This is a genomic window from Blastomonas sp. AAP53 (genome assembly GCF_000331245.1).
GTDB lineage: Bacteria > Pseudomonadota > Alphaproteobacteria > Sphingomonadales > Sphingomonadaceae > Blastomonas.
Window position 1 is genome coordinate 46,923 of record NZ_ANFZ01000011.1, and the last position, 19,475, is coordinate 66,397.

19 protein-coding genes are annotated in these 19,475 nt (G+C 65.9%); 9 read left to right on the forward strand and 10 right to left on the reverse strand.

Translation table 11 applies throughout. The features are described from left to right. The first annotated feature begins 260 nt into the window (after positions 1–260). Both rplJ and rplL read left to right on the forward strand, forming a co-directional pair. Positions 261–776 (forward strand): 50S ribosomal protein L10, encoded by a 516-nt coding sequence (rplJ, locus tag D618_RS0111460; RefSeq protein ID WP_026091584.1) that lies wholly within the window; start codon positions 261–263, stop codon positions 774–776. 79 nt (positions 777–855) lie between these two features. Beyond that, complete coding sequence (rplL, locus tag D618_RS0111465) at positions 856–1,227, forward strand: 50S ribosomal protein L7/L12 (protein WP_017671662.1); 372 nt, start codon at positions 856–858, stop codon at positions 1,225–1,227. A gap of 354 nt (positions 1,228–1,581) precedes the next feature. Here rplL and dapD read toward each other — a convergent pair whose 3' ends face one another. Genes dapD through queG form a run of 3 tightly spaced genes read right to left on the reverse strand, consistent with a single transcriptional unit; the run spans position 1,582 to position 4,254 of the window. Next, positions 1,582–2,424, reverse strand: a complete 843-nt coding sequence (gene dapD, locus D618_RS0111470; protein WP_017671663.1) for a 2,3,4,5-tetrahydropyridine-2,6-dicarboxylate N-succinyltransferase — start codon at positions 2,422–2,424, stop codon at positions 1,582–1,584. After that, positions 2,421–3,095 (reverse strand): pyrimidine 5'-nucleotidase, encoded by a 675-nt coding sequence (locus tag D618_RS0111475; protein ID WP_017671664.1) that lies wholly within the window; start codon positions 3,093–3,095, stop codon positions 2,421–2,423. The genes dapD and D618_RS0111475 overlap by 4 nt, the downstream gene beginning before the upstream one ends. Positions 3,096–3,108: 13 nt before the next feature. Further along, on the reverse strand, positions 3,109–4,254 hold the full coding sequence (gene queG, locus D618_RS0111480) for a tRNA epoxyqueuosine(34) reductase QueG (RefSeq protein ID WP_017671665.1): 1,146 nt from the start codon (positions 4,252–4,254) through the stop codon (positions 3,109–3,111). A gap of 78 nt (positions 4,255–4,332) precedes the next feature. On the opposite strand from queG, the gene D618_RS0111485 reads away from it, so the two are divergent. Together D618_RS0111485 and D618_RS0111490 are read left to right on the forward strand one after the other, a co-directional pair. Beyond that, positions 4,333–5,274, forward strand: coding sequence for an ATP-binding cassette domain-containing protein (locus D618_RS0111485; protein WP_017671666.1), 942 nt, complete (start codon positions 4,333–4,335; stop codon positions 5,272–5,274). Next, entirely contained in the window at positions 5,267–6,460 is a 1,194-nt protein-coding gene (locus tag D618_RS0111490) for an ABC transporter permease (RefSeq protein WP_026091585.1), read from the forward strand. The genes D618_RS0111485 and D618_RS0111490 overlap by 8 nt, the downstream gene beginning before the upstream one ends. Positions 6,461–6,519: 59 nt before the next feature. Here the strand turns inward: D618_RS0111490 and phbB are convergent, their stop codons facing one another. From phbB to D618_RS0111510, 4 genes are all read right to left on the reverse strand, one after another. Further along, entirely contained in the window at positions 6,520–7,242 is a 723-nt protein-coding gene (phbB, locus tag D618_RS0111495; protein WP_017671668.1) for an acetoacetyl-CoA reductase, read from the reverse strand. Positions 7,243–7,429: 187 nt separating this feature from the next. Next, positions 7,430–8,962, reverse strand: coding sequence for a Do family serine endopeptidase (locus D618_RS0111500; protein WP_193746712.1), 1,533 nt, complete (start codon positions 8,960–8,962; stop codon positions 7,430–7,432). A gap of 142 nt (positions 8,963–9,104) precedes the next feature. Further along, a complete protein-coding gene (locus D618_RS0111505) occupies positions 9,105–9,956 on the reverse strand; it encodes a protease modulator HflC (protein ID WP_017671670.1) in 852 nt (283 codons plus the stop codon). Next, positions 9,956–11,092: a protease modulator HflK gene (locus D618_RS0111510; protein WP_026091586.1), complete on the reverse strand. Its 1,137-nt coding sequence runs from the start codon at positions 11,090–11,092 to the stop codon at positions 9,956–9,958. The genes D618_RS0111505 and D618_RS0111510 overlap by 1 nt, the downstream gene beginning before the upstream one ends. A gap of 362 nt (positions 11,093–11,454) precedes the next feature. On the opposite strand from D618_RS0111510, the gene D618_RS0111515 reads away from it, so the two are divergent. Genes D618_RS0111515 through D618_RS0111530 form a run of 4 tightly spaced genes read left to right on the forward strand, consistent with a single transcriptional unit; the run spans position 11,455 to position 16,332 of the window. Continuing rightward, positions 11,455–12,234 (forward strand): Mrp/NBP35 family ATP-binding protein, encoded by a 780-nt coding sequence (locus tag D618_RS0111515; protein ID WP_238550665.1) that lies wholly within the window; start codon positions 11,455–11,457, stop codon positions 12,232–12,234. A 2-nt stretch (positions 12,235–12,236) separates the two neighbouring features. Further along, the gene (locus tag D618_RS0111520) at positions 12,237–14,540 is read left to right on the forward strand and encodes a molybdopterin cofactor-binding domain-containing protein (protein WP_017671673.1); all 2,304 of its coding nucleotides are present in this window, start codon (positions 12,237–12,239) and stop codon (positions 14,538–14,540) included. Between the two features lie 26 nt (positions 14,541–14,566). Further along, a complete protein-coding gene (gene hemH, locus D618_RS0111525; RefSeq protein WP_026091588.1) occupies positions 14,567–15,565 on the forward strand; it encodes a ferrochelatase in 999 nt (332 codons plus the stop codon). Continuing rightward, positions 15,556–16,332, forward strand: coding sequence for an alpha/beta hydrolase (locus tag D618_RS0111530; protein WP_017671675.1), 777 nt, complete (start codon positions 15,556–15,558; stop codon positions 16,330–16,332). Before hemH ends, D618_RS0111530 begins: the two co-directional genes overlap by 10 nt. Here D618_RS0111530 and D618_RS0111535 read toward each other — a convergent pair. Together D618_RS0111535 and D618_RS0111540 are read right to left on the reverse strand one after the other, a co-directional pair. Beyond that, positions 16,329–16,736, reverse strand: a complete 408-nt coding sequence (locus tag D618_RS0111535) for an acyl-CoA thioesterase (RefSeq protein ID WP_017671676.1) — start codon at positions 16,734–16,736, stop codon at positions 16,329–16,331. The genes D618_RS0111530 and D618_RS0111535 overlap by 4 nt on opposite strands. Before the next feature lie 14 nt (positions 16,737–16,750). After that, positions 16,751–17,077 carry a hypothetical protein gene (locus tag D618_RS0111540; protein ID WP_343207532.1) on the reverse strand — a complete coding sequence of 109 codons (327 nt, stop codon included), beginning with the start codon at positions 17,075–17,077 and terminating at the stop codon, positions 16,751–16,753. 104 nt (positions 17,078–17,181) lie between these two features. Here D618_RS0111540 and D618_RS0111545 point away from each other — a divergent pair, with 104 nt between their 5' ends. After that, on the forward strand, positions 17,182–17,610 hold the full coding sequence (locus D618_RS0111545) for a CBS domain-containing protein (protein WP_017671678.1): 429 nt from the start codon (positions 17,182–17,184) through the stop codon (positions 17,608–17,610). 186 nt (positions 17,611–17,796) lie between these two features. Here D618_RS0111545 and D618_RS0111550 read toward each other — a convergent pair whose 3' ends face one another. Next, positions 17,797–19,380 carry a helicase HerA-like domain-containing protein gene (locus tag D618_RS0111550; RefSeq protein ID WP_017671679.1) on the reverse strand — a complete coding sequence of 528 codons (1,584 nt, stop codon included), beginning with the start codon at positions 19,378–19,380 and terminating at the stop codon, positions 17,797–17,799. Positions 19,381–19,475 lie beyond the last annotated feature (95 nt).

Genomic DNA, 19,475 nt, shown 5'->3' on the forward strand with positions numbered 1-19,475 from the left:
GACAGTTGGTGCGGGGAATTTGCCCTGCTTAATGTCCAGCCTAGACGGGGAACTGTTTTTCACTGACCCTGATTCGATCAGGGCAGACGCTGCCATTTTAGCCCCCCTGCTCAGGCATGGGGCAACGGCTCGGCAAACACCCCCACGGACTGATCTGCAGTGCTTGACCCTGAAAGGGCAAGGGCGCTGCGCAATGAACCGGGCGCACCGGCGGGCCGCGCAAGCGGCGCTTCGATGCGCTCATGTGGAAGGAGACCAGCATGGATCGTGCTGATAAAAAAGCCGCTGTTGCCTCGCTGAACGCAACCTTCGGTGAAGCCGGTGTGGTGGTGGTGACCCGTAATCTGGGTCTGACCGTTGCCAAGTCGACCGAGCTTCGCACGAAGATGCGCGCAGAAGGCGCCAGCTACAAAGTCACCAAGAATCGCCTGGCCAAGCTGGCTGCGGTGGGCACTCCCTACGAGGCCATCGCTGACCTGCTGACCGGTCCGATTGCCCTTGCTACCTCGTCCGATCCGGTCGCGGCAGCCAAGGTTGCGGTGAATTTCGCCAAGGACAATGAAAAGCTTGAGATTGTCGGCGGCGCAATGGGTGACGTTGTTCTGGATGCCGAAGGAATCAAGGCGCTCGCCTCGATGCCCTCGCTCGACGAACTGCGTGCCAAGATCATTGGTCTCGTCAATGCCCCGGCAACCAAGGTTGTCCAGGTCATTCAGGCTCCCGCCGGGCAGCTCGCCCGCGTGTTCGGCGCCTATGCGACCAAGGAAGACGCATAAGCTTTTCAAACCTTTGCCGCATCGCTGCCGGTTCGTGGCAGCCGCGGCGTGAATATGATTTAGAAACTGGAGACTTAAAATGGCAGATATCGCAAACCTGGTCGAAGAACTCTCGAAGCTGACCGTTCTGGAAGCCGCTGAACTCTCGAAGGCCCTGGAAGAAGCATGGGGCGTTTCGGCCGCTGCTGCTGTGGCTGTTGCTGCACCTGCCGGTGCCGCTGCACCGGCTGCTGAAGAGCAGACTGAATTCGACGTCATCCTGACCGGCGACGGCGGCAAGAAGATCCAGGTCATCAAGGAAGTCCGCGCCATCACCTCGCTCGGCCTGACCGAAGCGAAGACCCTGGTGGAAAGCGCTCCCAAGGCGATCAAGGAAGGCGTCAGCAAGGCTGAAGCCGAAGACATCAAGGCGAAGATCGAAGCAGCCGGCGGCACCGTCGAGCTCAAGTAATCTTGCCGCTCCCGCGCCCTCGTGGCGCGGGGATGGAAAAAAGGGCGGTCTGCTTCGCGCAGGCCGCCCTTTTTCGTGTCTGGTGGTGGGGGAGTTCACGTGAAGCCGCGAAGGCGCGAAGATTTTCGCTTTCCGGCAATAGCGCGCAGCTTGCACAAGCGGTGCACAACGTCCCTCGACTTCGCTCGGGAACACGGGATGTGGGTACGGCCCCGCAGTGTGCTGTGCTCAGGTGGATACACCACGAAAACCCGGGCCCGCATTCCCTTGGCCGCCTGTCCCGAGCGAAGTCGAGGGACGTTTAGCCAAGGGATTGGGATTACATTTTCTTCGCGTCTTTGCGTGAAACCAGACTTAACTGCGCAGCAGTTCGTTGATGCCGGTCTTCGAGCGCGTCTGCGCATCGACCGTCTTGACGATGACCGCGCAATAGAGCGACGGGCCGGGCGTGCCATCGGGCAGCGGCTTGCCGGGCATCGCGCCGGGAACGACCACCGAATAGGGCGGAACCTTGCCGTAATGCACTTCGCCGGTGGCGCGGTCGACGATGCGGGTCGATGCGCCCAGATACACGCCCATCGACAGCACCGCGCCCTCGCCGACGATCACGCCTTCGGCGACTTCCGAACGCGCACCGATGAAGCAATTGTCCTCGATGATCACCGGGCCCGCCTGCAACGGCTCGAGCACGCCGCCGATGCCGACGCCGCCCGAGATGTGCACATTGCGGCCGATCTGCGCGCAGCTGCCCACGGTCACCCAGGTGTCGACCATCGTGCCTTCACCGACCGATGCGCCGATGTTGACGAAGCTGGGCATCAGCACCGCATCCTTGGCGATGTAGGCTCCGCGGCGGACGATCGAACCGGGGACGGCGCGGAAGCCCGCCTGACGGAATTGTGCGCTGGTCCAGCCATCGAACTTGCTGGGCACCTTGTCCCACCAGTGCGCGCCGCCGGGGCCGCCGCTGATCTCTGCCATCGGGTTGAGCCGGAACGAGAGCAGCACCGCTTTCTTGAGCCACTGGTTGACCTGCCAGCCGCCATTGCCATCGGGCTCGGCGACGCGCGCTGCGCCGCTGTCGAGCAGATTGAGCGCCTCTGCGACGTCCTGGCCGATTGCGCTGCCGGGGCTGGTGTCGAGGCTGTCGCGGCCATCCCAGGCGGCTTCGATGCGGCTTTGAAGGGTATCGGTCATCCTGCAGTCTCCTGTGTCAGCGCCGCGAGCCAGTCGCCCAGCGCGGTGATTTCATGGTCGATAAAGCTGTGATCGGCATCGTGCGTGCCGCCGTCCGATCCGTTGTTCATCCACACCGTCGTCATGCCCAGCTGCTTGGCGGGCTTGAGGTTGCGCGCGAGATCGTCGACGAACAGGGCGGTGGCGGGATCGACGCCCAGGCTTTCCACCAGCCCCGCATAGGCCGCCGCGTGCGGCTTGGGCTGGTACTGCATCGCATGGATGTCGTGAATCGCCTCGAACTGGTCGCCCAGCCCCAATTTGTCGAGCACCCGGCTGGCATAGGTCACATCGCCGTTGGTGAAGATCAGCTTGCGCCCCGGCAAGCGCGCCAGCCCGCTTGCGGTGACGGCGCAGGGCACGATGCGGCCCATGTCGATATCGTGGACGTAATCGAGGAAATGGTGCGGATCGACGCCATGATCGAGCATCAGCCCCATCAGCGTGGTGCCGTGCTGATAGTAATAGGCTTTCTGGATTTCCCGCGCCTCGACCAGATCGACCTTCATCAGATCGGCGACATAGCTGCCCATGCGCTCGTCGATCAGCGCGAACAGGTCGGTTTCCGCCGGGTAGAGCGTGTTATCCAGATCGAAGATCCAGGTGCGGACGTGGTCGAAGGGCGGGCGCATATCGAACCTGCGCCTAGACGCGCAGCGGCGCGCGGGCAAGCTGCCATTCGGCCAGCACGCCTGCGTCTTCTTCGCCTGCAAGACTCGCAGCGCTCTCGGCGGCGAACCGCGCCGGATCAAGCTGCGCCAGCGCCCACACCGCCGCGCCGCGCACCACGGGCTCTGCATCGTCCAGCAGCGCCGCCACCGGAGCGGTGAGGGCAGGGTCGCCGCTGTTTCCCGCCGCGATCAGAGCGTTGCGCACCATCCGTACCCGCCCGCTGCGCTTGATCGGCGATCCGGCAAAAACGCTGCGAAACTGCGCATCGTCGAGCGCGAGCAGATCAGCCAGCGACGGTGCGGCAAGCTCTGCGCGCGGCAGGAACGCCTGGTTGCGGTGCGCGCTGTCCGCAAACTTGTTCCAGGGGCAGACGGCCAGGCAATCGTCGCAGCCATAGACATGGTTGCCGATGCCGCGCCTGAGCTCTGCGGGGATAGGCCCTGCATGCTCGATCGTCAGGTACGAGATGCAGCGCCGCGCATCGAGCCTGTAGGGTGCGGGGAAGGCGTTGGTCGGGCACACATCCTGGCAGGCGGTGCACGATCCGCAGCGGTCCTGCCCTGCGCCGCTCGGCTCGAGCTCCAGCGTCGTGTAGATCGCGCCCAGGAACAGCCAGCTGCCGTGGGTACGGCTGACGAGGTTGGTGTGCTTGCCCTGCCAGCCCAGGCCCGCGGCCATCGCCAGCGGCTTTTCCATCACCGGTGCGGTATCGACGAACACCTTGACCTGAATGTCATCGGCCTGATCGACGATCCAGCGGGCCAGCGCCTTGAGCGCGGTCTTGACCGTCTTGTGATAGTCGCCGCCCTGGGAATAGACCGATATCCGGCCCCGGTCGGGATGGTCGGCGAGCGCGAACGGATCGCGTGCAGGCGCATAGCTCATCCCCAGCATGATCACCGATCGCACCTCGCTCCACAGTACCTGCGGCTCGGCGCGCTGGTCGGCGCGCGCCTCCATCCACAGCATGTCGCCATGGCAGCCATCGGCCAGCCAGCGTTGCAGCCGGGCAGCGGTCTGCGGGCCCAGCGAAGCGGGCGCGATGGCGCAATCGGCAAAGCCCAGCCGGGTCGCCTCGGTCGCGATCGCTGCTTCAAGGTTTCGCTTGCCGCTGGCCATCGTTCTCCGCTACCCGATTGTTCGACCGCGACCAAGCTGGACGCCACTTTTCCTGCCCGATATGCCGAAGGACCGACCGTGACCGCCAACGCCATCGAAGCGCATGGGTTGGTGAAAATCTTCGGACGTCAGCGCGCGGTGGACGGGGTTGACCTCACCGTGCCTGCGGGCAGCATCTTCGGCATTCTCGGCCCCAACGGCGCAGGGAAAACCACCACCTTGCGGATGCTGCTCGGCATCGTCGATCCCGACGAGGGCACGCGCACTTTGCTGGGCACCGACCATCCGCTCGATGTGGCCAGGCGCGTGGGCTATCTGCCCGAGGAACGCGGGCTCTACCCCTCGATGAAAGCCTATGACGCGATCGCCTTCATGGGCGCGCTGCGCGGGCTGCCGCTCGCCGAAGGGCGCAAGCGGGGCAGGGCGATGCTCGAGGAGCATGGCCTGGGCAAGGCGGCGGACAAGGAGGTGCGCACATTGTCGAAGGGCATGGCGCAGACCGTCCAGCTGCTCGGCACCCTGGTGCACGATCCCGAACTGATCGTGCTCGACGAGCCGTTCTCCGGCCTCGACGCGCTCAACCAGGCCAAGCTCGAGCGGCTGATCCGCGCGCAGGCCGACCGGGGCGTCACCGTGATCTTTTCCACGCACGTCATCGCGCATGCCGAACGGCTGTGCGAGCGCATCGCGATCATCGCGAACGGCAAGGTGCCGTTCACCGGCTCGGTATCGGATGCGCGCGACCGGCTCCGCCCGCAGGTGCGGCTCGAGACGCGCGCGCTCGACGGACCGTGGCGCGCAGCGCTGCCCGCCGATGCCGCGCCCGAGGGGCATTTCTGGCACTTCACCCTGCCCGAGACCGGGGTCGAGCCGCTGTTGCGCGCATTGATCGAGGGTGAGGCGGGCATCCAGTCGCTGTCGATCGAACGCCCCGGGCTGCACGATGCCTTTGTCGCGATCGCAGGCGCGGATGCTGCGCGCCAGCTCGAAGCCGATCAGCAGGAGGCCGCCGATGCCTGAGTTGTTGCGCGCCGCTTGGGTCATCGCCCGGCGCGATTTTGCCGCGATCATCTTTTCCAAGGCGTTCTTCTTCTTCCTGCTGGGACCCGTCTTTCCGCTGGCCATCGGCATCGCGGCGGGGAGCATCGGCGGGCAGGTTGCCCGCGATATCGACCAGCCCAGCTTCGCCCTGGTGATGAGTGCAGGCGAAACCCAGGCCGTTCTCAAGGCACGCGCGGCGCTGGCGCAGCAGCTGGGCGAGAGCCGGGTGCCGATGCTGGCCGCGGTGGAAACCGACGATCCGCAAAGCGCGCTCGATTCGGGCAACGACAGCCGTTTCCTCGGCGTGCTCACCGGCAGCCTGGCCAAGCCGCAGCTGATCGGCACCGAATCCGAAATCATGCGGTGGAAGGGTCCGCTCGAACTGCTGGTCGAACGCGCGCGGGCAGGGGGGGCAGCTGCGCCCGCTACGCTCGAGACGCGCACCGTGGCGCAGAGCGCCGGGTCGCAGGAGCAGGGGCGGCTGGTGACGGCGCAGGTCGGCCAGGCGCTGCTGGTGCTGCTCACCATGCTGCTGGCCGGCATGGTGCTCTCCAACCTCGTCGAGGAAAAGACGAACAAGATCATCGAGATTCTCGCCGCTGCCGTGCCGATCGACGCGATCTTCCTGGGCAAATTGTTCGCGATGCTGGGCATGGCGCTGATCGGCATCGCCTGCTGGACCGCGCTGGCTTTGGGGGCGATCCTGATTGCTGCCAATGGCCTGCCGGCATTGCCCACGCCCGCCACTGGCTGGCCGCTGTTCCTGGCGCTGGGCGTTGGCTATTTCGCGATGGCCTATCTGCTGCTCGGCTCGCTGTTCCTCGGCATCGGCGCGATGGCGAGCACGGTGCGCGAGGTGCAGACGCTGTCGATGCCCGCCACCATGGGCCAGCTGCTGTTCTTCTTCCTCGCGTCCTATTCGGTGACGCGGCTGGGTGAACCGATCGAGCTGGTTGCGGTGGCGTTCCCGTTCAGCTCGCCCTTTGCGATGCTGGCGCGCGCCGCGCAGCAGGATGGCCTGTGGCAGCATCTGCTGGCCTTGGGCTGGCAGGCGTTCTGGGTGCTGCTGCTGATCCGCTTCGGCGCGAAGCTGTTCCGCCGCAATGTGCTGAAATCCGGCAGCGGCAAGCGCGGGCTGATCGCCGGGCTGTTCGCCAGGCCCTGATACGCAAAAGGGCCGCGCATCACTGCGCGACCCCCTGGCGATGCAGGCTGGACGCCAGCTCAATACATATGCTGGCCGCCGTTGATCGACAGCGTCGATCCGGTGACGAAGGCGGCTTCCTCGGCGGTGAGGAACACCACGCCGCGTGCGATTTCCTCGGCCTGGCCCAGCCGCCCGACCGGAATCTGCGCGACGATCTTGTCCATCACGTTCTGGGGAATGGTCGAGAGCATCTCGGTGGCGATATAGCCCGGCGCAATGGCGTTGGCGGTCACGCCATAGCGTGCGCCTTCCATCGCCAACGACTTGGTGAAGCCGTGGATGCCCGACTTGGCGGCGGCATAGTTGACCTGGCCGATCTGTCCGCCCTGGCCGTTGACCGATCCGATGTTGACGATGCGGCCCCAGCCACGCGTGCGCATGCCGGGGAAGCAGGCCTTGGCCATGTTGAAGCAGCCGGTCAGGTCGACGCGGATCACCTCGTCCCACTGTTCCCAGGTCATCTTCATCATCGTGGCATCGCGGGTGATGCCGGCATTGTTGACCAGGATGTCGACCGGGCCGTGGTCGGCCTCGATCTTGGCGGTGGCATCCAGGCACTGCTGGTGATCGCCCACATCCCATTTCTGCACGGCGATGCCGGTGCGGTCGGAAAAGGCGCGTGCAGCATCGTCATTGCCGCCATAGCTGGCGACGACGTGTGCACCGGCATCCTTGAGGGCAAGGCTGATTGCCTCGCCAATGCCGCGTGTTCCGCCAGTTACGATCGCGATTCGGGCCATCCATAGTCTCCTGTGTTGCCCATGAATCAGGGCTTTCACGGCCACACTAGGAAGGCGGCGCAATCAAGACAAGTTGACGCTTGCGAAAAGCGTGCGCGGTGCCGGTTTTGGCAAAGGACGGCGAGCGGGCACGAAAAAGGGCGGCACCATCGGTACCGCCCCTGTTCGTTGTTGCTCGCAGCGGCGCTTACTTGGTGCGCAGGCGGACCGGCAGGAACTGCGGCTGGCCGGCACGACGCTGGACGCGCAGCAGCACGGCCTCGCGGTTGGCAGCACGCGCCTCGGCGATCACCCGGTCGACATCCGCCGGGGTCACCACCGGGCGGTTGTTGATCGACAGGATCACGTCACCGCGGCGGATCCCCTTGGTCGCCGAATCGCCCGACGGGTCGACCGCCGCGACAACCACGCCCTTCAGGTCGGCGGGCACGCCGATCTGGCGCGCGATCTGCGGCGTCAGTTCGGTCACGGCCATGCCCAGCGCCTGGCGGGTCGCCTGCTCGCTGTCCTGCTCGTCTTGATCGGAGAAATCCTCGGCCGCTTCAGGATTGAAGGCCTGCGCGTTCAGTTCCTCTTCGCTCGGGCGCTTGCCCACCGTCGCGGTCACCGTCACCCGCTCGCCATTGCGGACCAGCACGATCGGGATACGCTTGCCGGGCGCAGTATTGGCGACGATGAACGACAGAGTCTGTTCGGGCGTCACATCCTTGCCATCGACGCTGACGACGACATCGCCCGCCTTGATTCCGGCCTTTTCAGCCGCTTCGCCCGGCTCGACGCGCTGCACGAACTCGCCGCGCTTCTTGGGCAGGCCCAGAGAGGCTGCCAGATCGTCGGTCAGCGGGTTGATGCCGATGCCCAGATAGCCGCGCTCGATTGCTGCACCGCTGCGCAGCTTCTCGACGATCGGCGCTGCAACCTCTGCGGGGATCGCAAAGCCGATGCCGACGCTGCCGCCGGTGGGCGAGATGATGGCATTGTTGATGCCGATGACATTGCCGTTGAGGTCGAACATCGGGCCGCCCGAATTGCCCCGGTTGATCGCGGCATCGGTCTGTAGATAGCGGTCATACGCGCCGCCCTGGCCGGTGTTGCGATACACCGCCGAGATGATGCCCGAGGTCACCGTGCCGCCGAGGCCGAACGGGTTGCCGATCGCGAGAATCCAGTCGCCGACGCGCGCCTTGGTCGAATCGCCGAAGCGTACGAACGGGAACGGCTTGGTGCCCGAGATCTTGAGCACGGCAAGGTCGGACTGCGGATCGCGACCGATCAGCCGGGCAGGATATTCGGTGCCATCGGGCATGGTCACGGTGATCGATTCGACCGAGGCATTGCCCTCGGCGGCGATCACGTGGTTGTTGGTGACGACATAGCCATCGGCCGAGATGATGAAGCCCGATCCGAGCGACTGCGCCTCGCGGGTACCGCCGCCGCCGCCTTCGGGTGCACCGAACAGGCCGCCGAAAGGGGTTCCGGCAAACGGATTGTTGGGCACGCGCACCCGCTGGCGGGTGGAGATGTTGACGACCGCCGGTTGCAGCTGCTCGGTCAGGTCGGCAAAGCTCATCGGCGCGCCGGGGCGCGGCGCTGCGGCCATCATCGCGCTCTGGTCGTTCTGGGCAACCTGGGCGCCCAGCGGCTGGCCGGTGGCCAGCACCACGGCGCTGCCACCCAGCAAAAGGGCTGACGTCACTGCATAAGCGTATCGCACGTACATATCCTCTTCATCTCTCAAGACGCGTCCACCAGACTGCCCCAGGCCGCCGCATCTACGGCGCAAACGATGGCAATCCCGGTTTGCAATCCACGCCTGAACGCAGATTGAATGGTGCGGCGCATGTTACCCGCGCCGCACGGATTCAGCGATTTCCCCGACCCTGGAATTCGCGCAGATACTCGTTGTTCGGCGACAGGATGATCGAGGTTTCGCCCGATCCACCCAGGAACGTCCGTTCATAGCTCTGCATTGCACGGTAGAATTCGTAGAACGAGGCATCCTTGCCGAAGCTGTTCGCATAGGTCCGCGAAGCGGATGCATCGGCCTCGGCGCGGATGATCTGCGCGTTCTTCTGGCCCTGCGCGGTGATGGTGCGCGCCTCCTGCTCGCGCGCGGTGCGCATCCGCTGGAACGCGCTCTGCAGCGGCGTGCCCTGCGGCAGGTCGGCGCGCTTGATCTGCACATCGACGATCTGCGCGCCATACTGGGCCGCGATCCGGTCAAGCCCTGCCTGGATGCGGTCCATGATGCCGCCACGCTCGGGGCTCAGCAGGGCCGCGAACTGACGCTTGCCCAGCTCGTTGCGCAGCGCTGAACCCAGGATCGGGCGAAGCTCTGCCGCGACGCGTTCGACGCTGCCGGCGGACACGTACATCCGTTCGGGATCGACAATACGGAAGCGGGCATAGGCATCGACCTCGAGCCGCAGCTGGTCGGTGGAGAGCACCTGCTGCTGCTCCATCTCGACCGCGATCACGCGCTTGTCGATCCAGACGATCTGCTCGGCAAAGGGAATGCGCGCGATCAGGCCTGCGCCGGTCTGGCCGAACTCCTCATTCTCGCGATAGACGTTGAAGGTGCGCACCGGCTGGCCGAAGCGAACGATCACCGCCTGCTTGGTTTCGGGGACGACCGCGATCGAGCTGGCCAGCACGATCAGCAGCAGCGCGAGCAGGCCCAGCAGCAGCATGGGGCGTTGGATCATGCCGTTCATCAGCGTGCCTCCCCGCTGGTGGCCGGCGCGGCAGGCGCAGGCGTTGCCTCCACCCGCTTGCGCAGTTCCGGCAGCGGCAGATAGGGGACGACATTGCCCGGTTCGATGATCGTCTTGTCAAGCTTGGACAGCACGCGCTCCATGGTTTCGTAATACATGCGCCGACGGGTCACCTCGGGGGCCATGCGATATTCTTCGTAGACCTTGTCGAACGCGGCGGCCTCACCCTGCGCGGCAGCGGTCAGCTGCTGGGCATAGGCGCGCGCCTCGTTGAGGAAAGTCTGCGCTTCCTGCTGCGCGGCGGACACCGCCTTGAACGCCTCGTTCACCGCTTCGGGCGGGTCGGCCTTCTTGATCGCGACGCCCTGCACCTGGATGCCCGAACGATAGCTGTCGAGCAGCTCCTTCATCCGCTGTTCCACCTTCTGCTCGACCTCGATACGGCCTGGACCGATCGCGTCGTCCAGCGTCACTTCGGCGACGCTGGCGCGCATCGCGGCTTCTGCCGCTTCGCGGATGGTGGCTTCAGGATCTGCCAGCTGGAACAGGTAAAGCGTCGGGTCCTTGATCGTCCAGCGCACCGAATAGGCCAGGTCGACAAGATTCTGGTCGCCGGTGAGGATCAGGTTTTCCTGCGTGCCTGCGGTGGGAATATCGATGGTGCGGATGTTCTGGACATCGACCGCCTCGAACGATTCGAGCGGCGAGGGGAGGGTCAGCGCGATGCCGGGTTCCAGCGTTCGCGAATAGGAGCCCAGGAACGAGACGACGCCGCGTTCCTGCGGACCGACGCGATGAAAGCTTGTCAGTACCAGCCACAGTACCAGGATCACGCCGATGGCGATCGGCAGATAGCTCTTGCCATTGGGCCGCCGGGGCAGGCCGCCGAAGCCGCCGCCACCAAAGCCGCCGCCGCCACCGCCGCGCCGCTTGAACAGCTCTTCGATGTTCGACGCCTTGCGGCCACCCGTCGGGCTGGAACCTGCAGGTTGCCAGGGATTGCGCGGGCCGCCCCCGCCATCGCTTCCATCGGAACCGGAATCGCCGGAGCCGCCCGAACCTCCCGATCCGTTGCCCCAGGGGCTGTTATTGGCCATCGTCAATATGCGGGGAAACCAGCCGGTCAATCTTGTCATGCCTTCTTTATAGGGCGTGAATGCGCAAAAAACAGGGGTTACATGCGCATCTGTTTTGCGTGGGCGATCATTTCGTCTAGGCGAAGTACGAACTACGGGCCGGTGCACCGGGCAGCAAGGCTTGCCTGATGACGGCGCGCCGCATTATGCGCGAGGGAACTATGGCAGAGCTGAACGACATTGCCGCTACAGCAGCGGCCGCCAGCGAGGGCAGGGCGAGCGCGGTCAAGCTGCGCGAGGGCGGCGTCGTATCGCTGGTGCTCGACGTGGCGGGGCTCGACAGCCTGGCCCGCGACCGGATGGAAATCGCGCTCAAGGGCACGCTTCTCAAGCTCGACGGGGTTACCAGGGTGCAGGTGGCGATGACCGCCGAGCGCCGCCCGCCCCGGCTGATCGCGGTCGGCTCGGGCAAGGGCGGGGTCGGCAAATCGACCTTCTCGGCCAATCTGGCGGTCGCGCTGCACCGCGCCGGGCGCAAGGTCGGGCTGGTCGATGCCGATATCTACGGGCCCTCGCAGCCGCGCCTGTTCGATTGCGAGGATGTGAAGCCCACCGCGCGCGACGAGAAGCTGGTCCCGGTGGCCAATGATTATGGCGTGCCGTTGCTGTCGATGGGGCATATCGTGCCGCAGGGCCAGGCAATCGCGTGGCGCGGGCCGATGGCGGGCAAGGCGCTCGACCAATTGATCAACGCGCATTGGGGCGATGTCACCGACATCATCGTCGATCTGCCGCCGGGCACCGGCGATGTGCAGCTCTCGATGCTGCAGAAGCACAAGCCGGCAGGCGCGGTGATCGTCTCCACGCCGCAGGATCTGGCACTGATGGATGCGGTGCGCGCGATCAGCCTGTTCGAACAGGGCAGTGTCCCGATCATCGGGCTGATCGAGAACATGGCGGGCTATGTCTGCCCGCATTGCGGCGAACTCTCCGACCCGTTCGGCATCGGCGGTGCGGAAGCGGCGGCGAAATCGATGAACCTGCCGTTCCTGGGCCGCGTGCCGCTCGACATGGTGATCCGCCGGTCGAGCGATGCGGGCGTGCCGCCGGCCTCGGGCGAGGGGCTGATCTCCGACAGCTTTGCCGCCATCGCCGCGCGCATTTCCACCTGGATCGATCATCGGTTCGGGACGGCAGGCTAGGCATGGTGCAGATCACGCGGCGCGGGCTGCTGGTCACGGCGGCCGCGGGTACCGGCCTGACGATCGCGTGGGCGCTATGGCCGCGCCAGTACGACAATCCGCCCGCGTTGGTCGATGACGAGGCCGTGTTCGGCGCGTATCTGCGCATCGCCGCCAACGGCACCGTGATCGTCAGCAACCCACATTGCGAGATGGGGCAGGGCGTGGGCACCGTGCTCGCGCAGATCGTCGCCGAAGAGCTGGGCGCGGACTGGCGCACCATCGCGCTGGAGCCTGCGCCGCCCGCTCCGGTGTTCGCCAACACAAGCCTTGCCAGTCAATGGGCGCCGCTGCTGCTGCCCCCGGTGCCCGCGCTGCGGCCTGACGAGAATGACATATTGGTGCGCCGCTGGGCGACGATGCGCGATTTCGTGGTGACGGCGGGCGATACCGAGGTCACCGCGTACGAAGCCAGCTATCGCGCCGCTGCTGCGACCGCGCGCTCGCTGCTGTGCCAGGCAGCGGCAGACCGCTGGGGCGCGGCGGTCGAGGAAACCGATACGCGCGACGGCTTTGTCGTGTGGGGCAACGAGAGATTGCGCTTTGCCGAGCTTGCCGCCGAGGCGGTGGACTATCCGGTGCCCGATCCTGCGCCGTTGCGCACCACCTTGCCGGGCAATGTCCGCGCCGAACCCATCGGCGATGCGCCACCGTTCGCGCGGCTCGATCTGCCCGGCAAGGTCGATGGCAGCGCAAGCTTTGCCGGTGACATTCGCCTGCCTGACATGGTCTATGCCGCGATCCGCCAGGGTCCGCTGGGCGCGGTGGCGCTGGTCAGCGTCGACCGCAAGCCCGCCGAGGGCATCACCGGGCTGATCGACATCGTCAAGGGCAGTGACTGGGTGGCGGCGGTCGCGACCAGCTGGTGGGCGGCGGATACGGCCGTGCGTGCCTTGCGCCCGCGTTTTCGCCATATCGGCAAGCGGCGCAGTGGCGAGGAGGTGGCAGAGCAGCTCGACAAGGCGCTCGACGGGCCGGAGAAGGGCGGCGGGACCGGCTATCGCCTGATTGCGCGCGGCGCAGGGGATGCAGGCTTTGCCGGTGGCAAGGGGCTCGCGGCACGCTATGCCATCGCCGCCGCGCCGCATGCCACGCCCGAGACCGGTGCGGTGACCGCGCGCTTTGCCGACAACCGCCTCGAACTGTGGGTGGCCAGCCAGGCCCCGCAGGTCGCGCGTCGCCGCGCGGCTGCCGCGCTGGGCATCCCGGTCGCCAATGTGCAGATCTACCCGATGCCTGCCGGCGGATCGTTCGACCGGCGGCTCGATGACGACCTTGTCGCCGCCGCCGCAGTGATGGCGCGCGATCTGCGCCGTCCGGTGCAGCTCATCCGATCGCGCCAGGAAGAGGCGGTGCGCGACCCCGTGCGCACGCCCGTCGCCGCGCGCGTCGCCGCGCTCACCGATCAGCAGGCCAATATCTCTGCGCTATCGGTCAAGATCGCCTGCCCGCCCAGCGCGCGCGAATTTGCCCAGCGATTGTTCAATGATGTGCACGGGCCCGATGCGATCGATGCGACCAGCGGCGAGGCGGACCTGATGGCGGTCGCAGGCGCGATGGTGCCTTACGATATCCCCAACCTGGCGATCGATCATTATCCGGTGCAAATCGACATCCCCACCGGGCGCTGGCGCGGCAATTCGGCGAGCTACGGCGTGTTCGTCACCGAATCGTTCATCGACGAGCTCGCAGGCCGCGCGCGGCGCGAACCTCTGTCGTACCGGGTGCAGATGCTGGGGCAGAACATCCGTCTCGCCAACTGCCTCACCCGCGTCGCTGGCCTTGCCGAATGGGACGGCGGGCTCGACAACAGCGGCCAGGGCGTCGCCTGCTGCAGCTGGAACGGGGCCCATATTGCGGTGATCGCCAGCGCCTCGCGCGCCAGCGACGGGGCCGGGGGCGGAGCGGCGCGGGGCGGCTTCCAGGTGGAGCGGCTTTCGGCGGTGGTCGATGCCGGACGCATCATCAATCACGACATAGCCTTGCAACAGATCGAGGGCGGCATGATATTCGGCCTTGCCATGGCGATGGGCTGTGCCACCGGCTGGACCGGCGGCTATCCCGATGCCCGCACCTTGAGAGACCTTTCCCTGCCGCTACTGGCCGACATTCCGGAGATCCGTGTGGACTTTATCGAAAGCCAGGAGTCGCCCGCGGGGCTGGGCGAGATCGGCGTGCCCGCCGTCGCCCCTGCTATCGCCAATGCGCTCGCGTCCGCGACCGGCCTGCGCTTCCGCCAACTTCCGCTGCTCTCGGGTGGCCTGTGAGCGAGATCGAGATATCGATGTCGGGCATGGCCCCGCCCGCCGACCACCCGCCCATTATCAAGCCGCGCATCGGCGTGCTGCTGATCAACTTAGGGACCCCGGCGGCGCCCACCACCAAGGCGGTGCGCGACTATCTGGGCGAGTTCCTCTCCGACAAGCGCGTGGTCGAAATCCCCGCGATCGTCTGGCAGCCGTTGCTGCGCGGGGTAATTCTCAACACCCGCCCGCAGAAGTCCGCTGCCGCCTATGCCGAGGTGTGGACCGACCAGGGCTCGCCGCTCGCGGTCTATTCGCGCAGGCAGGCCGAGGCGCTGAAAGTCCGGCTGGGCGATGCGGTGCTGACCGATTACGCGATGCGCTATGGCCAGCCGTCGATCGAATCGCGGATCAAGGCGATGAAGGACGCCGGATGCGACCGCATCCTGCTCGCGCCGCTCTATCCGCAATATTCGGGCGCGACCACCGGCACCGCCAACGACAAGGCGTTCGAGGTGCTTCAGGCAATGCGCTGGCAGCCCGCGATCCGCACATTGCCCCCCTATCACGACGATCCCGCGCATATCGATGCGCTCAAGCGCAATGTCGAACATGCCATCGCCTCGCTCGATTTCGAGCCGGAGGAAATCGTCACCAGCTTCCACGGCATGCCGCTGCGCACGCTGCATCTGGGCGATCCCTATCACTGTCAGTGCCGCAAGACCGCGCGGCTGCTGTCCGAGGCGATGGGGCGCAACCTCGTCGTCTCGTTCCAGTCGCGCTTCGGCCGGGCCAAATGGCTCGAGCCTGCGACCGACGCGACGCTCGAAGCGCTGGGCAAGAAGGGCGTGAAGCGCATCGCCGTGATCGCGCCGGGCTTTTCGGTCGATTGCCTCGAAACGCTGGAAGAGCTGGCGATCCAGGGCCGCGAGCAGTTCGAGGAGGCCGGCGGCGAGAAGTTTGCCTATCTGCCCTGCCTGAACGCCAGCACCGAAGGCATGGACATGCTCGAGACGCTGATCCGCCGCGAACTGGGGGGATGGATATGAGCGATCCTTCCATCAGCTTTCTCGATCGCGCCGAGCGGCCGCGTCTCGTGTATCATCACCGCCGCGCCAGCGCCGAGCGCGCCGCTGCGCCGACGCTCGTCTTCCTGCCCGGCTATGCCAGCGACATGACCGGCACCAAGGCGCTGGCGCTCGATGCCTGGGCGCAGGGGCAGGGGCTGGCAATGCTGCGCTTCGATTATGCCGGATGTGGCGCGAGCAGCGGCACGTTCGAGGATCAGGCTTTGGCCGACTGGCTGGGCGATGTGCTGGCGCTGATCGACAGCGTGGTCAGCGGCCCGGTCGTGCTGATCGGATCGTCGATGGGCGGCTGGCTGGCGTTGCTGGCGGCGCTGGCGCGGCCGCAGCGCGTGGTGGGGCTCGTCGGCATCGCTGCCGCGCCCGATTTCACGATGTGGGGCTTTTCCCAGGAAGAGAAGATGACCATCCTCACCGAAGGACGGCTCGAGCGGGCGAGCGAATACGGCCCCGAGCCGATGGTCACCACGCGCCGCTTCTGGCAATCGGGCGAGGGCAACCGCGTGCTGATCGGCGAGATCGCGTTCGATGGCCCGGTGCGGCTGATCCATGGCCAGGCCGATGCCGATGTGCCGTGGCAATATGCGCTGGAAACGCAAAAGCAGCTGCGCAGCAATGATGTGCAGTTGCTGCTGATCAAGGATGGCGACCACCGCCTGTCGCGCGATGCCGATATCGCGCTGCTGATCCAGACGGTGGGCAATCTGCTCGCGCAGATCGAACAGGGCTAGACCAGTTTCGCTTCGCGCACGATCGGGCGGGGGCGATGGTTCTCGTCCAGGGCGACGAAGGTGAACAGCCCGCTGGTGACGCGCACCTCTTCCGCATTGCGCCCGCGCGTGGCGATGACGTCGAGCCGGATCGCGATCGAGGTGCGGCCGACACGCTCGACCTCGCCATAGATCGAGATGATGTCGCGCAGCAGGATGGGCGCGAGGAACTGCATCGTCTCGATGGCGACCGTGGCGCACGGCCCCTGCACTTCGCGGCCGGCGATGATGCCGCCGGCGATATCCATCTGCGCGAGCACCCAGCCGCCGAAGATATGGCCGTTGGAATTGATGTCCGACGGCGCGGGCACGACGCGCAATATGGGTTCGCGGCCCGCAGCCAGCGTTCCGGTCAGTTCAGCCATGGATCAGTCCCCCCTCAAGGCGCGTCGGGATCGAGCGCGTCGTCTATCGATTCGTCATGCCCGGTGCCGCTGGAGAGGAACACCAGCCCCATCAGTGCTGCAGTCAGCATCATGGTAAAGCCGACGCCCAGCGCTGCAGCGATATACAGGTGGATCGACACGGTGCCGTGCAGCAGGAACAGGCCGACCAGGGTCAGCACCACCGCAAGACCGGTAACGCTCCCCATCCAGCCCATCACCCGCCAGTAGCGGCGCCAGGCAAAGCGGGCATAATCGGGATCATCGAGATTGGAAAAGCGTGGCATGATCGCGATATAGGGCTTGCGCGCTTTTCTTTCCAAGCATTTCGTGGGACCATCGTTCGAGCTTGAGTCGCCATGGCGGCCTGCATGCATGCGGTACCGCCGACCAAGGTGACCGGGCCTTGCCAAGGAGAGCGCATGCCATGACCATTGCCACCATCCTGTCGAAACGTGACGGTATCGTGCACCAGTGCACCTGCACCGCCACGGTGCGCGACGCTGCCAATCTACTGGCGGAAAGGCGCATCGGTGCGCTGCCGATCGTGCGCGATGGCGAGGTTGTCGGCATCTTTTCCGAACGTGACCTTGTCTATAGGCTGAACTCCGATGGGCCCGGCATCCTCGACCAACCGGTCGAAGCGGCGATGACCGCGCCGCCGATCACGGTCACCCCCGATACGCCGGTGATGTCTGCACTGTCGCTGATGACCCGCAGGCGGATCCGCCACTTGCCGGTGGTCGAAGGCACGACGCTGATCGGCTTCGTCTCGATCGGCGATCTGGTGAAGTACCGCATCGACAAGATCGAAAGCGAAGCTGCGGCGCTGAGGGATTACATCCAGAGCGTTTGAGGGCTGAAGTCGGCGCGTACGTCCCTCGACTTCAGCTTGTTGCTGAAGTTTATCCTGAGCGTCGCCGACAGGCGGCGTCGAAGGGCTCGGGACAGACGGGGAGGGGTGCACTACGCGGAAAGGCACTATCCTCTCCGCGTTCCCGAGCGAAGTCGAGGGACGTACGCGCGAGCCTCTCGAACACCGCTAGCGCATCAACCCGCCCAGCAGGTTGCGCGCGAATCGTCCCAGACCCGGAAAGCCGAACGCCTTGCCGATCTCGGTCGCGACCGTGCCTGCAGCCGCACTGGCTGCGCTGGCACCAGGCCGGGCGCTGCTTTTCTTGCCGCGAATTGCGCCCGCGATCACCGCGCCTGCCGATGCCGCGGCCGCGCCTGCTGCCGCATTGCCAGCCTTCGCCCAGATCGATGTTGTCTTGCGCGGCTGCTTGGCGACGGTTTCCTTGCCCTTGACCTCTACCTCCTCGGCCACGGCAGCCGCATCAGCGGCCTTTTGCGCCAGAACTTCCATCGCCGATTCGCGCTCGATCCGGGTGTCGTACTTGCCGTCATAGGGCGAGACCGACTGGATGATCGCGCGCTCCTTCGGCGTCAGCGGGCCCAGCCGCGAGCGCGGCGGCCGGATCAGCGTGCGCTGGGTGATCGAGGGCGATCCGTCCTCGAGCAGTACTGAGACCAGAGCCTCGCCGGTTTTCAATTCCGTGATCGCGGTCTCGACATCGAGCTCGGGGTTGATGCGGAAGGTATCCGCCGCAGCCTTGATCGCCTTCTGGTCGCGCGGGGTGAAGGCGCGCAGCGCGTGCTGCACCCGGTTGCCCAGCTGTCCTGCGACCTTTTCAGGGATATCGATCGGGTTCTGGGTAACGAAATAGACGCCCACGCCCTTAGAGCGGATCAGGCGGACGACCTGCTCGATCTTCTCCTCCAGCGCCTTGGGTACATCGTCGAACAGCAGATGCGCCTCGTCGAAGAAGAAGACCAGCTTCGGTTTTTCGGGATCGCCCACCTCGGGCAGCGTCTCGAACAGTTCGGACAGCAGCCACAGCAGGAAGGTGGCGTAGAGCTTGGGGCTCTGCATCAGCTTGTCGGCGGCGAGCACGTTGATATAGCCACGCCCCTGGTCGTCGCAGCACAGGAAATCGTCGATCTCGAGCGCCGGTTCGCCGAAAAATTCGCCCGCGCCCTGGCTTTCCAGCTGGAGCAGCTGCCGCTGGATGGTGCCGACGCTGGCCTTGGTGACATTGCCGAAGCGTGCGGACAGCTCGCTCGCGTTTTCGGCCGTGTAGGCGAGCACTGCTTGCAGGTCGGCGAGGTCGAGCAGCAGCAGCCCCTTCTCGTCGGCATAGCGAAAGGCGATGTTGAGCACGCCTTCCTGCGTGTCATTGAGCCCCATCAGCCGCGCGAGCAGCAGCGGCCCCATCTCGCTGATCGTGGTGCGAATCGGGTGGCCCTGTTCGCCGTAAAGGTCCCAGAAGATCGCCGGATTGTCCGAATAGGCATAGCCTTCGAGCCCGATCTCCGCCGCGCGTGCGACCAATTTGTCGTGGTGCTTGAACGTCGGCGATCCGGGCATCGCGATGCCGGCGAGATCGCCCTTCACGTCGGCGACGAACACCGGTACGCCCGCTGCGGAAAAACTCTCGGCAATGCCCTGCAAGGTCACTGTCTTGCCGGTGCCGGTGGCGCCTGCGACCATGCCGTGGCGGTTGGCGCGGGCCAGTACCAGGTTCTGCCGCTCGCCGCCGCCCAGGCCAAGAAAGAGTTCGGTCATGTAAGGATGCTCCCCCGCAGCGCCGTGCTGTTTGCGCCGGTATAACCGGGCGCGGCGCGCAAAGTCGAGGGAGCAGCGATGTAAACTGTCGCGCC